Here is a 13059-nt window from a genome sequence, read left to right on the forward strand (position 1 = left end):
CGCGACACGGGCCGCGGGGCAGTCGGCCGATTGCCGAATTCCGCGCGCTGTGTCTAATTGCCCCAATAGCAGGCGGGGCGGGCATGATTTCGGAATACGGCGACTGGGATGCGACCGCGATGGCGGCGGCGGTCGACGCGGGCGATGTGACGGCTTCGGAACTCCTCGACGAAGCGTTGCGCCGGGTGGCGGAGCGGAACCCCGCGCTCAACGCCGTCGTGCTTGTCCAGGAAGAAAAAGCCCGGGCCTCTATCAAGGCGGGCCTGCCCGCGGGGCCTCTGCGCGGGGTGCCGTTCCTGCTGAAGGATCTCGGCTGCGAAGCAGTGGATTTTCCCTCACACAATGGCTCCCGGCTGCTCGCCAATACGACCTACAGGCTCGACAGCGCCATCTACGACCGCATTCGCGCGACCGGATCCGTAACCTTCGGACGGACGACCTCGCCCGAAGGCGGGATCGGCCCCGCGACCGAATCCGCCGTCTATGGCGGGCCGACGCGCAACCCGTGGGATCTCACGCGCACTCCGGGCGGATCCTCCGGGGGGGCGGGCGCGGCCGTGGCGGCGGGAATCGCCCCGGCCGCGCACGGCTCGGATGGCGGCGGTTCGGTGCGAATCCCGGCCTCGTCCTGCGGGCTCTACGGGTTCAAGGCGACGCGCGCGCGGTTGCCGGACGGTCCCTATACCGGCGAGGGCTGGGCGGGGATGGCGATCGACGGGTTCCTGACCCGGTCGGTTCGCGACAGCGCGGTCCTGCTCGACGCCTGCGAAGGCGCCGATTCCGGCGCGCCCTACTGGGCGCCGCCGCTTGCCGAGGGATACCGGGCCGCCATCGCCCGGCCGCCCCGGCGGATGAAGATCGCGCTTTGCGAGACGACACTGACGGGGGATCCGATCCACCCCGATTGCCGCGGGGCGGTCCTCGACGCGGCGAGGCTGCTCGAAAGCCTCGGCCACAGCGTCGAACCGGCCCGGCCAACCGCAGACACCAAGGGCATGATGCGCGCCTGGACGACGGTCGTCGCTTGCGGCACCGCCCTCGGCATCCGCAAGACGCTGGCCGCGACGGGCCGCGACCTCGCGCCGGACGACGTGGAGGAGGTGAGCCGCAGCGCGATGGCCTACGCCGCGACCCTGTCCGGCGCGGATTACCTTGAGGCGGTTGGCAAGATCCACGCCTATGGCCGTGAAATGGCAGGCTGGTTCGACCGCTGGGACATGCTCCTGACCGCGACGCTCGCCGAACCGCCGGCGAAGGTCGGGCGTTTCTCCCACGGCGGCAAGGACTATGTCGACTACCGCATGGGATCGGGCATGGTCTTCGACTATTCGCCCTTCTGCGCGGCCTTCAACGCCTCGGGCCAACCGGCGGCCTCACTACCGCTTTACTGGAACGCCGAGGGCCTGCCGATCGGTATCCACCTCGCCGCGCGCTTCGGGGCCGACGAGGACCTGATTGCACTATCGGCAGCGTTGGAATCGGCCCGCCCCTGGGTGAACCGGCGCGCGGCTGCATGGCGGGCACCGGCACAGGCAAGCGGGATTTGATCATGGCCCCAAAGGGCACCTGAGTGGGAGGATTTCTCGAAGAATCGTTTGACAACAAATGTCCCGTTCGCCGACCATTCCCAAAGGTGCTCTCCTATCACCGCCAATTGATCAAATTCTGACGCCCATCCGGGGAGGGACTGCAGAATGACCGAGACCCATGCCGTCGAGGCCCGCAACGCGGTCAAGGAATTTGGCCAGGGCACGCAGGCGGTCCGAGCGCTCGACTCCGTCTCGGTCGCGATCCGGCAGGGGGAATTCTTCACGCTTCTCGGCCCTTCAGGCTGTGGCAAGACCACGCTCTTGCGCCTGATCGCGGGCTTCGAAAGCCCGACCTCCGGCACGATCCTGCTTGACGGTCAGGACATCACCGACCTGCCCCCGAACAAACGCCCGGTGAACACGGTCTTTCAAAGCTACGCGCTCTTTCCGCATCTGAGCGTGGCCGACAATATCGGCTTCGGCCTCGAAATGCTCGGCCGCCCGAAGGCCGAGGTGGCCGCGCGCACGGCGGAGATGCTGGCGCTCGTGAAGCTGGAGGCGATGGCGGGGCGCAAGACGTCGCAGCTTTCGGGCGGCCAGCAGCAACGCGTGGCCCTTGCGCGGGCGCTCGCGCCGAAGCCGAAGGTCCTTTTGCTGGACGAGCCGCTTTCCGCGCTCGACCTGAAACTCCGCAAGGAGATGCAGAGCGAGTTGAAGCGGCTTCAGCTGGAAACCGGTATCACCTTCATCTTCGTCACCCACGATCAGGAAGAGGCCCTGACGATGTCCGACCGGATCGGCGTGATGTCGGGCGGGCATATCCTGCAGATCGGCTCCCCCCGCGAGATCTACGCCCACCCCACCAACCGTTTCGTCGCCGACTTCATCGGCGAGACCAATTTCATCCCGGCCCGGATCCGGGGCGGCGCCGCTCATCTGGCCGGCGGGATCGAGATCAGGCTCGACCAGTCCCGCGCCGAGGGCGAGGCGACGCTCGCCGTGCGCCCCGAACATCTGCGCCTCGTGCCGCAAGGCATGGCGGGCGCCCTGTCGGCCACGGTCAACCACTCGGTCTATTTCGGGACCGACAGCCACGTGCACCTGACGCTTCTCGACGGCACCGAGCTTGTCGCGCGCCAGCAGACCGATCCCGAGGGATCGGGCGGTCCGAAACCCGGCGCCGTCGTCGGCGTCAGCTTCGCGCCGGGCGCGGTGCAGGTTCTGGAGGACTGAGATGGCGGGGGGCGAGGCGAGACGCGAAGCCGACCGGGTCCGCCGCAACTGGCTCCTCTCGGCGCCGGCGCTGGTGCTTCTGACCGTCGGCGCGGCGGGGCCGCTTCTGATCGTCCTCGTCTACTCGTTCCTCGAACCCGGTCAGTATTCCGGGGTCGAATGGTCGTTCACGCCCAAGGCCTGGATGAACATCTTCCTCACGCGCGACATCTTCGACGACACGCTCGGCTGGGCCGACGCGCATCTGGCGATCTTCTGGCGCTCGGTGAAACTGTCGTTCCTGACGACGCTGATCACCTTCGTCGTCGGCTTCCCCACCGCCTGGTTCATCGCAACGAGGCCGCCCTCGGCGCGGGCGATGTGGCTCTTTCTCATCACCATCCCGTTCTGGACCAATCTCCTCATCCGCACCTTCGCGATCAACGAGGTGATCCGCAACGAGGGGCTGCTGAACACCGCGCTGATCAAGCTTGGGCTGATCTCGACTCCGATCCAGCTCATCTACACCGATACCGCGGTTCTGATCGGGATGACCTATGTCTACCTGCCGCTCATGGTGCTTCCGCTCTACGCCGCGATCGACCGCTTCGACCTGCGTCTGGTCGAGGCGGGCTACGATCTTTACGCCAGCCGCTGGAAGGTGCTGCGCCGGGTGATCCTGCCGATCGTGAAGCCGGGCATCGTCGCGGGTTCCATCCTCGTCTTCGTGCCCTCGCTCGGCGCCTACGTGACGCCGCGCATCCTCGGCGGCGGCAAGAAGATGATGATCGGCAATTTCATCGAGCTGCAGTTCGGCCAGGGACGCAACTGGCCCCTCGGCTCGGCCCTGTCGATGATGCTCCTGATCATCGTGATGGTCGCGCTGCTCTTCTACGTCCGCGCGTCGACAAAGGGGGGCAAGGAATGAGGAGACGCGGCTTTTCCGTGACCGACCTGCCCGGTTTCGCGCCGATCGCGATCATGGCTTTCGTGGCGCTCTACACGCCGATCCTGACGCTGGTCGCCTACAGCTTCAACGGCTCGTCCTCGATCGCGGTCTGGGGCGGCTTCTCCTTGCGCTGGTACGCCGAGGCCTGGGAGAACCGCGCGGTGCAGGAGGCGACGGTGCGCTCGCTCGTCGTCGCGGTCTCGGCCGCGCTGGTCGCGACTGCGGTGGCGACGATGGCAGCACTCGGCACGACGCGGACGCGCGCCTTCAAGGGCCAGACCTTCATTTACGTGCTAATCAACCAGCCGCTGATGGTGCCCGAGATCGTGACGGCCGTGGCGCTTCTCATCTTCTTCGCGGGGGTCAAGGTCGCAACCGGCTATACCGGCCTTGGCTACCTGGTCCTCGCCCATTCCGCCTTCTGCGTGCCTTTCGCCTACCTGCCGATCCGCGCCAGGCTGGAAGGGATGGACCTGACGCTCGAAACCGCCGCCGCCGATCTTTATGCCGATCGCTGGCAGACCTTCCGGCGGGTGACGCTGCCTCTCATGGCGCCCGGTATCCTCGCCGGTGCCATGCTGGCCTTCGTGATCTCGCTCGACGACGTGGTGATCACCGAATTCGTCAAGACGGCGGGTCAGGAGACGCTGCCGACCTACATGCTCGGCCAGCTCCGCCGCGCCATCACGCCGGAAGTGAACGCGATCTCGACCGCGCTTCTGGTGCTGACGGTGGCGATGCTGACCGCGTTTTTCCTGCTGACGAAGAAGCGGGGCTGAACCCCGCCCAACCGAAGACGACCGAAACCAACATGGAGAGAAAGATGAAAAGACTGCTTTGCGCCACCTTCCTCGTCGCCGCCGGACCGGCGCTGGCCGAGGGCGAGCTCAACATCTTCAACTGGGGCAACTACACCAACCCAGACCTGATCACGAAGTTCGAAAAGGAATACGACGTCAAGGTGACGGTCACCGACTACGATTCAAACGACACCGCGATGGCCAAGATCGAGGCCGGCGGCCACGGCTTCGACATGGTCGTGCCGACCCACAGCTACATGCAGATCTACATCAACAAGGGGCTGTTGATGGAGACGCGGCCCGACCAGATGGAGAATTTCAAGAACATGGCGCCCGAATGGGTGGATGTGGACTGGGATCCGGGCCGGCACTACTCGGTGCCGTGGCAGTGGGGCACGACCGGCATCGCCGTCAACACCACCGCCTATTCGGGTGATCCCAACACCTCGGCGATCTTCATGGACCCGCCCGAGGAGCTTGTCGGCAAGGTGAACGTCGTGCCGGAAATGCAGGACGTGATGAGCCTCGCGCTGATGTATGTCGGCTCCGAGCCCTGCACGACCGACAAGGAAGCCTTGAAGAAGGTCCGCGACGCGCTGGTCGCGGCCAAGCCGAAATGGCTGTCGATGGATTACGGGATGACCGAGAAACTCTCCTCGTCCGACGTAATGGCCTCGGTCAACTGGAACGGGTCGACGTTCCGGGCGCGGCTGGCCAATCCGAATGTGGTCTACGGCTATCCGAAGGAAGGCTATCCGCTGTGGATGGATTCGATCGCGGTCCTTGCCGACGCCAAGAACGTCGAGAACGCCAAGCTCTTCCAGAACTTCATCATGGACCCGGAGAACGCCGCCCTGATCTCCGCCTTCGCGCGCTATGCCAACGGCATCGCCGGGTCGGAGGCCTTCATGCCGGACGACATGAAGACCGCGCCGGAGATCGTGGTGCCGGAAGAGCTGAAGGCGGCCGGCAAGTTCTCGCCCGCCTGCTCGGACGAGGCGCAGGGCTACTACACCGCGATCTGGACCGAGTTGCAGAAATGACCGGGTTTCGGGCGCTGCCGCGCCCGACCCGCCGGGGGGCGTTGCCCCCCGGACCCCCGAGAGTATTTTTGAACAGAAGAAGGGCAAGGCGGTGGACCTGACGGGTCTGAGCGCGACGGAGCTGTCGGACCGGATCGCGGGCGGGGCGGTTTCGGTCCGCGACGTCATGTCGGCCTTTCTCGACCGGATCGAGGCGATCAATCCGAAGATCAACGCGATCGTGTCGCTGCGGCCGAGGGCCGACCTGATGGCGGAGGCGGCCGCGGCGGAGCGCTCCGAGAGGCGCGGCTGGCTGCACGGGATGCCCGTCGCGGTCAAGGATCTGGTGGCGACGAAGGGGCTTCGGACCACCTACGGGTCGCCGCTTCACGCGGATTTCGTGCCGGACACCGACGATCTTGTCGCCCGGCGGCTGAAAGCGGCCGGGGCAATTCTCATCGGCAAGACGAACACCCCGGAATGGGGGCACGGGTCACACTCCTTCAACCCGGTACATGGCACCACGCTCAACCCCTATGACCTCGGCCGAAGCGCGGGCGGCTCGTCGGGCGGCGCGGCGGCGGCGCTGGCGGCGCGGCTCGTTCCGGTCGCGGACGGGTCGGACATGATGGGATCGCTGCGCAATCCCGCCGCCTTCTGCAACGTCTACGGTTTTCGCCCGACCTGGGGCCTCGTGCCGCAGGATGCCGAGGGCGACACGTTCCTCTCAACGCTCTCCACCGAGGGGCCGATGGGGCGGAGCCCCGAGGATGTCGCGCGGCTTCTGTCCGTGCTGGCCGGCCCGAATGCCGAGACCCCGTTCGGGCGACCCGGCGAGGATTTTGCCGCCGGTCTCGACCAACCCCTTCGCGGCAAGCGCATCGGCTGGCTTGCCGACTGGGGCGGCGCCTATGCGCTTGAACCCGGCATCGCCGGTCTTTGCGAGGCTGCGCTGGCGGTCTTCGAGACGGAAGGCGCCATCGTCGAGCCGCTTGCCCCGCCCTTCGCGGCGGAGGATCTGTGGCGGTCCTGGACCACGCTTCGCGCGATGCTGAATGCCGGGGCGAAGGCCGACCTTGCTTCCGACCCGGCCAAGCGGGCCATGACGAAACCCGAAACCCTGTGGGAGATCGAGCGCGGGCTCGGGCTGTCGGCCGCCGATGTCTACGCGGCAAGCGTCATCCGGTCGCGCTGGTACGCCGCCGCTGCGCGGCTCTTCCACCGGTTCGATGCGCTGGCGCTCCCGGCGGCGCAGGTCTGGCCCTTCCCGGCGGAATGGCGCTGGCCCGAGGCGATCGGCGGGCGGAAGATGGATACCTATCACCGCTGGATGGAGGTCGTGGTGCCAGTCAGTCTCATCGGTCTGCCCTGCCTCGCCGTGCCGGCCGGGTTCGGGGAGAACGGCCTGCCGATGGGGATGCAGCTCTTCGGGCGGACCGGGGCCGACGCGGCGATCCTCGCGATGGGCCATGCCTATCACCGGGCCACGGACTGGCCGAACCGGCGGCCGCCTTTGCTCTGATCGCTATCAGCTCCGACCGTCAAAGCCCTGAAGTGCGGCGTAGAGATCCGGCCGTCGGTCCCGGAAGACCCCCCAGCTGCGGCGGAGGTCGCGTATCGCGTCGAGATCGAAACTGGCAAGCAGCACCGCCTCGCCGTCGCGCCCCGCCTTGACGACGAGCTGCCCGGTCTGGTCGGCGATGAAGGACGAGCCGTAGAACGTGACCTCCCGCCCATCCTGCACCTCGCGTCCGATCCGGTTCGCGGCGGCGACCGGCAGGATATTCGCCGCCGCGTGGCCGCGCATCGCCATTTCCCAGTGTGGCTGGCTGTCGTAGCCGGGCGCCGGCGGTTCCGATCCGATGGCGGTCGGATAGAGGAGCATCTCGGCCCCCTGAAGCGCCATGGCGCGCGCGGCTTCGGGAAACCATTGGTCCCAGCAAATGCCGACACCGATCCGGCCGAAGCCCGTTTCCCAGACCCGAAATCCGGTATCGCCCGGTGTGAAGTAGTATTTCTCCTCGTATCCCGGTCCTTGCGGGATATGGCTCTTGCGGTAGCGGCCGAGCACGCGTCCGTCCCCGTCGATCATCGCCAGCGTGTTGAAATGCGCTTCCCCCGCCCGCTCGAAGACCGTGACCGGCAGGACGACGCCGAGTTCGCGCGCCAGATCGGCAAAGCGGGCAATGACCGGATGGCCCTCGAACGGGGCGGCGAGGGCGAAATGGCGGGGATCTTCGGTGATGCAGAAATAGGGCGCGGCGAAGAGTTCCTGGATCACGATCACACCTGCCCCGTCCGCGGCCGCCCGGCGCACCAGCGCCTCCGCCTTGTCGAGATTGGACGGCAGATCCCATGAGCATGCGAATTGCGTGACCGCGACCGTGACCTCGCGCATGATCGTCCCCCGCCTTTTCCTGCCGCACTCGCCCCCGTACCATGGCGCGGTCCGGCAGGATTCGAAAGCAGTATGACGAGAACACCAAAATCCGACCCCGGCCTCAAGCTCCGCCTCGTCGTCGCGGGGGGCGACTGGATCGGCCCCGGCAAGGCGGACCTCCTGGCAGGGATCGCCCAGACCGGCTCGATCTCGGCCGCGGGCAAGCGCATGGGGATGAGCTACAAGCGTGCCTGGGGCCTCGTCGACGTGCTGAACGGGATGTTCCACGAGCCATTGGTGAGCGCGAGCCGGGGCGGCGCCGGGCATGGCGGGGCCGAATTGACCGAGACCGGACAGAGGGTGCTGGCCCTCTACAGGACGATGCAGGCCAAGGCAGACACCACCCTTGCCGCAGAGATCGCGGAGCTTGTCGGGCTGTCCGTTATTCCCGCCCGGAAATAACGCTTGCCTAGCGCCGCTTCCTGCCGTTATCTCCGCTCGGACATAACGAGAGTCTGGGATGCGTCTGCTTCTGTCGGCCCTTTTCATCGCGCTGGCCGTGCCCGTCCGGGCCGAAACGGCACTTGTCGCCGTCGCGACCAATTTCCGCCCGGTGGTGGAGGCGCTGGCACCGGCGTTCGAGGGCGAAACGGGACACCGGATCGAGTTGAGCGCGGCCGCCACCGGCAAGCTCGCCGCCCAGGTCGAGGCGGGCGCGCCGTTCGACGTCTTCCTCGCCGCCGATACGACGACGCCGGACCGACTGGTGTCGGAGGGGTTCGCGGACAGCGAGAGCCGGTTCACCTATGCGGTCGGGCAGCTTGTCCTTTGGTCCGCGAACCCCGCCGCCGACCTCGGCGACCCGACCGCCGCCCTGCGGGCCGCCCGTCACATCGCCATCGCCAATCCTGAGATCGCGCCCTACGGCAAAGCCGCGATGCAATCCCTCGCCTTCATGGGGCTGCCGGACCTCTCCGACAAGTTCGTCACCGGCGAGAATATCGGCCAGACGCATGCGCTCGTCGCCTCGCGCGCGGCCGAACTGGGCTTTGTCGCAGGCTCGGCCGTGACCGATGGGACCGGCACGGGCTGGACGGTGCCGGCAGATCACCACGATCCGATCCGGCAGGATGCAGTCCTGCTGGCGCATGGTGAGGGCAACCCGGCCGCATCCGCGTTCCTCGCCTATCTCCGCTCCGATGCCGCCCGGGCGGTGATCGCGCGATTCGGTTACACGACCGCCCCATGACGCTTGCAGACCTCGCCCCTCTCTGGCTGACACTGAAGCTCGCCGCGATCGTGACGGTGCTCCTTCTGGTCCTCGGAACACCACTTGCGTGGTGGCTGGCGCGCAGCCGCTCGCGCATCGTCCCGGTTTTCGAGGCGATCACCGCCCTGCCCCTCGTCCTGCCGCCGACCGTGCTCGGCTTCTACCTGCTTCTGGCATTCAATCCGACGGCGCCCTTCGGGGCCTTCTGGCTGTCGGTGACGGGCGGCACGCTGACATTCTCCTTTGCCGGTCTCGTCCTCGCCTCGCTGATCTATTCGTTGCCGTTCACGGTTCAGCCGCTTCAGGCGGCCTTCACCACCCTCGGCCGCGCACCGATGGAGGCGGCGGCGAGCCTTGGCGCCAGCCCCTGTGACGCGTTCCTGACCGTCGCCGCGCCGTTGTCGCTGCGGGGCTATCTGACGGCCGCGATCCTGACCTTCGCCCATACGCTCGGCGAATTCGGCGTGGTGCTGATGGTCGGCGGTAACATTCCGGGCGAGACGCGGGTCATCTCCATCGCGATCTACGAAGATGTCGAAACCCTCGACTACGCGACCGCGCATCTTCTTTCAGGCCTCCTCCTGGCCCTGTCCTTCGCGATCCTTCTGGCGCTCTACACCCTCAATGGCCGCAGCCGGCAGCGGGGCCAGGCATGAGCGTTCTGGACCTCAGAATCAAGCTGCAACTCTCTGGTATCAAACTGGAAATCTACCAGTCTATACCGCTTTCCGGGGTCACGGCCCTGTTCGGCCCCAGCGGCGCCGGCAAGAGCACGCTTCTGCGCGTGATCGCCGGCTTCGAAAGGGGCGCAGGACGGGTCGCCTTCGCGGACGAGGTCTGGGAAGACGGGCGGAGCTTCGTGCCGCCGCATCGCCGCCGCGTCGCCACCGTCTTTCAGGACCCGCGCCTGTTCAGTCACCTCGACGTGCGTGGCAACCTCGCCTACGCGGCGCGGCGGGCAGGCCAGGTTCAAGCCCTGCCCGCGATGATCGACCGCTTCGGTCTTGCCCCGCTCATGGATCGCCGGCCCGAAACCCTTTCGGGCGGCGAGGCGCAGCGGGTCGCCCTTGCGCGGGCGCTTCTGACCGCACCGCGCCTGATCCTCATGGATGAGCCGCTTTCCGCGCTCGATCACGCAAGGCGTCAGGAAATATTCCCTTATATTGAGGAGTTACGGGACGAAGCCAAGATCCCGATCCTCTATATCAGCCATGTCCATTCCGAAGTCGCGCGGCTTTGCGGCCATATGCTGACATTGGCCGAGGGCCGCATCACCGGCTTCGGCCCCACATCCGACATCCTCAGCGATCCCACGCTCGCCCCGGGTTTGTCCGGCGAAGAACCGGGCAGCCTGATCGCCGCCACCGTCGAGGGCATGACCGAGGATGGCCTTTGCGCCCTCGCTTTTCCCGGCGGCACGATCCTGACACCCGAGCGGCTTGGCGCCGACGGCGCCAGGGTGCGGCTCTTCGTCCGCGCCCGCGACGTCATGCTCGCGCGTGAGAGGCCCGAGGGGTTGAGCGCGCTCAACATCCTGCCCGCCGTCGTGCGCTCCGTCACCGGGGCGGGCCCCGCCTCTGCCGACATTGCCCTCGACTGCGGCGGCACGCTGCTCCGGGCCCGGATCACCCGCCGGTCTACCGCGACCCTCGGCCTTGCGCCGGGTGTCGCCTGCCACGCGATCCTGAAGACGGTGGCTTTGGCACGCGACTGATTGCCTTCGGCCACCGATCAGCTAGGCTCATCCTCCATGACACGACACGCTCTCATCGTCGCGCACGGGCAACCGTCCGATCCCGAACCGCCGGAGGCGGAGATGGCGGCGCTGGCACGGAATGTCGCCGGGCGGCTACCCGACTGGCGGATCGGGTCGGCCACCCTCGCGGCGTCGGAAAGCTTGAAGAATGCGCTTCAACCTTCTGACAACGCACTTATCTTCCCGTTCTTCATGGCCGACGGCTGGTTCATCAGATCGCTGCTGCCGCGCCGGCTTGCGGAAGCGGGCGCGCCTGACGCCCGGATCCTTACGCCCTTCGGCCTTCTGCCCGGAACCGCAGAGCTCGCCGCCGATATCCTGACGGATGCGCTCGTGACGCAAGGCTGGCAGCCAGAGGAGACGACGCTCATCCTCGCCGCCCACGGATCGGGCCGCAGCCCGCGTCCCGCCACCGCCGCGCGAAGCCTGCAAACCGCCATTTCCTCGCGGCTGGCCTTTGCCGATTGCCGCCTCGGCTTCATCGAGGAAGCGCCGGAGCTTGTCGAAGTCGCCGGGGATGTCGGCAAGCGCGCCCTGTGCCTGCCGCTCTTCGTCGCCCGCTGGGGCCATGTCACGGACGATATCCCGGCCGCCCTTCACGCGGCCGGGTTTCAGGGTGTCACGCTCCCCCCCCTCGGCACCGACGCCCGGGTGCCGCAGCTCATCGCCGAGGCGATCGCGGCGGCCTGACGCTAGCCGTGCTTGACCATGACGTGGCGCACCACGGTGTAGTCCTCGAGCGCATAGGCGGACATGTCCTTGCCGTAGCCCGACTGCTTCAGCCCGCCATGCGGCATCTCGTTGACCAACATGAAATGCGTGTTGACCCAGGTGCAGCCGTAGCGAAGCCGCGCCGCTGTTCCCATCGCCCGTCCGACATCCCTGGTCCAGACCGATGACGCGAGGCCATAGTCGCTGTCATTCGCCCATGTGACGGCCTCATCCACATCCGAGAACGGCGTGACCGAGACGACGGGCCCGAAGACCTCGCGCCGCACGATCTCGTCGCTCTGCGTCGCCCCGGCCACGACGGTCGGGCGGTAGTAGTAGCCGCCGTCGCCCATCACTTCGCCGCCGGTGGTGATCCGGATATGGTTCTGTTCGCGCGCGCGCTCGACAAAGCTCGCCACCCGGTCGCGCTGGCGGAGCGAAATCAGCGGCCCGATCTCGTTCGTCGTGTCGTCCTCGTTGCCGAGCTGGATGGAGGAGACGGCCGCGGTCAGGTCCGCCACCAGATTGTCATAGACCTTCTTGCCCGCGTAGATCCGGCAGGCGGCGGTGCAATCCTGCCCTGCATTGTAGTAGCCGAACGCCCTCAGCCCCTCCACGACCTCGGAAATGTCCGCGTCGTCGAAGACCACGACCGGCGCCTTGCCGCCCAGTTCCAGATGGGTCCGCTTCACCGTCTTCGCCGCGGCGTCCAGCATCTTCTTGCCCGTCGCCACGTCGCCCGTCAGCGAGATCATGTCGACGCCGCGATGGTTGATGAGGTAGTTGCCGACCGTTTCGCCCCGCCCCGGCAGGACATTGACGACGCCCTCGGGCAGCACCTCGGCAAGGATCCTGGCGAGCTTCAGCGCAGTCAGCGGCGTCTGCTCGGATGGCTTGAACACCACCGTATTTCCCCCGCCAATGGCCGGCGCGAGCTTCCACGCCATCATCATCAGGGGATAGTTCCAGGGCGCGATGGAGGCGACGACCCCGATCGCGTCGCGCCGGATCATCGAGGTGTGGCCGGCAAGGTATTCGCCGGCAATCGCCCCGTTCTGGCAGCGGACCGCGCCGGCGAAGAACCGAAAGCAATCGACGATGGCCGGAATCTCGTCGTTCCGCGCCGCGTTGATCGGCTTGCCGCAGTTCAGGGCTTCCAGCGCCGCGAACCCGTCGGCCTCTGCCTCGATCCGGTCGGCGATGGCGAGAAGCGCCGCCGACCGTTCGCCCGGCGTCGTGCGCGACCAGCCTTCGAAGGCACCCCGCGCCGCGGCGACGGCACGATCCACCTGATCGGTCGACGCCTCGGCCAGATCGAGGATCAGGCCGCCGGTGCGCGGATTCAGAACCTTCTCTCCAGCTTCCTGGCCGGGTTCAAACCCGCCGTCGATGAGAAGGCCGGTGTCGAATTGCATGGTCATGGGCTCTCC

Annotated in this window: 13 protein-coding genes; 11 read left to right on the top strand and 2 right to left on the bottom strand. The window is 67.1% G+C overall.

Annotated features, from left to right (window positions below; all coding sequences use genetic code 11):
• Positions 1 to 83 precede the first annotated feature (83 nt).
• The 6 genes from V5734_RS14150 (at position 84) to V5734_RS14175 (ending at position 7034) form a co-directional block, all read left to right on the top strand.
• Complete coding sequence (locus V5734_RS14150) at positions 84 to 1547, top strand: amidase (protein WP_347310286.1); 1464 nt, start codon at positions 84 to 86, stop codon at positions 1545 to 1547.
• A gap of 147 nt (positions 1548 to 1694) precedes the next feature.
• Positions 1695 to 2762 (top strand): ABC transporter ATP-binding protein, encoded by a 1068-nt coding sequence (locus V5734_RS14155; RefSeq protein WP_347310287.1) that lies wholly within the window; start codon positions 1695 to 1697, stop codon positions 2760 to 2762.
• Position 2763: 1 nt separating this feature from the next.
• Complete coding sequence (locus V5734_RS14160; protein ID WP_347310288.1) at positions 2764 to 3669, top strand: ABC transporter permease; 906 nt, start codon at positions 2764 to 2766, stop codon at positions 3667 to 3669.
• Complete coding sequence (locus tag V5734_RS14165; RefSeq protein ID WP_347310289.1) at positions 3666 to 4469, top strand: ABC transporter permease; 804 nt, start codon at positions 3666 to 3668, stop codon at positions 4467 to 4469. Before V5734_RS14160 ends, V5734_RS14165 begins: the two co-directional genes overlap by 4 nt.
• 44 nt (positions 4470 to 4513) lie before the next feature.
• Positions 4514 to 5533 carry an extracellular solute-binding protein gene (locus tag V5734_RS14170; RefSeq protein WP_347310290.1) on the top strand — a complete coding sequence of 340 codons (1020 nt, stop codon included), beginning with the start codon at positions 4514 to 4516 and terminating at the stop codon, positions 5531 to 5533.
• Positions 5534 to 5624: 91 nt separating this feature from the next.
• Positions 5625 to 7034, top strand: a complete 1410-nt coding sequence (locus V5734_RS14175) for an amidase (RefSeq protein WP_347310291.1) — start codon at positions 5625 to 5627, stop codon at positions 7032 to 7034.
• Positions 7035 to 7040: 6 nt separating this feature from the next.
• Here the strand turns inward: V5734_RS14175 and aguB are convergent, their stop codons facing one another.
• Positions 7041 to 7910, bottom strand: a complete 870-nt coding sequence (gene aguB, locus V5734_RS14180) for an N-carbamoylputrescine amidase (protein ID WP_432759629.1) — start codon at positions 7908 to 7910, stop codon at positions 7041 to 7043.
• Between the two features lie 72 nt (positions 7911 to 7982).
• On the opposite strand from aguB, the gene V5734_RS14185 reads away from it, so the two are divergent.
• From V5734_RS14185 to V5734_RS14205, 5 genes are read left to right on the top strand one after another with little or no spacing between them, the layout of a single operon-like run.
• Positions 7983 to 8354 (top strand): winged helix-turn-helix domain-containing protein, encoded by a 372-nt coding sequence (locus V5734_RS14185; RefSeq protein ID WP_347310292.1) that lies wholly within the window; start codon positions 7983 to 7985, stop codon positions 8352 to 8354.
• A gap of 58 nt (positions 8355 to 8412) precedes the next feature.
• Positions 8413 to 9141, top strand: coding sequence for a molybdate ABC transporter substrate-binding protein (gene modA / locus V5734_RS14190; protein ID WP_347310293.1), 729 nt, complete (start codon positions 8413 to 8415; stop codon positions 9139 to 9141).
• Positions 9138 to 9818: a molybdate ABC transporter permease subunit gene (gene modB / locus V5734_RS14195; protein ID WP_347310294.1), complete on the top strand. Its 681-nt coding sequence runs from the start codon at positions 9138 to 9140 to the stop codon at positions 9816 to 9818. Before modA ends, modB begins: the two co-directional genes overlap by 4 nt.
• Entirely contained in the window at positions 9815 to 10876 is a 1062-nt protein-coding gene (gene modC / locus V5734_RS14200; protein WP_347310295.1) for a molybdenum ABC transporter ATP-binding protein, read from the top strand. The genes modB and modC overlap by 4 nt, the downstream gene beginning before the upstream one ends.
• Before the next feature lie 36 nt (positions 10877 to 10912).
• Positions 10913 to 11608 carry a CbiX/SirB N-terminal domain-containing protein gene (locus V5734_RS14205; protein WP_347310296.1) on the top strand — a complete coding sequence of 232 codons (696 nt, stop codon included), beginning with the start codon at positions 10913 to 10915 and terminating at the stop codon, positions 11606 to 11608.
• A 2-nt stretch (positions 11609 to 11610) separates the two neighbouring features.
• Here V5734_RS14205 and V5734_RS14210 read toward each other — a convergent pair whose 3' ends face one another.
• Positions 11611 to 13050: a gamma-aminobutyraldehyde dehydrogenase gene (locus V5734_RS14210; RefSeq protein ID WP_432759630.1), complete on the bottom strand. Its 1440-nt coding sequence runs from the start codon at positions 13048 to 13050 to the stop codon at positions 11611 to 11613.
• Positions 13051 to 13059 lie beyond the last annotated feature (9 nt).

Source organism: Defluviimonas sp. SAOS-178_SWC, from assembly GCF_039830135.1.
In the GTDB taxonomy this organism is placed as follows: Bacteria; Pseudomonadota; Alphaproteobacteria; order Rhodobacterales; family Rhodobacteraceae; genus Albidovulum.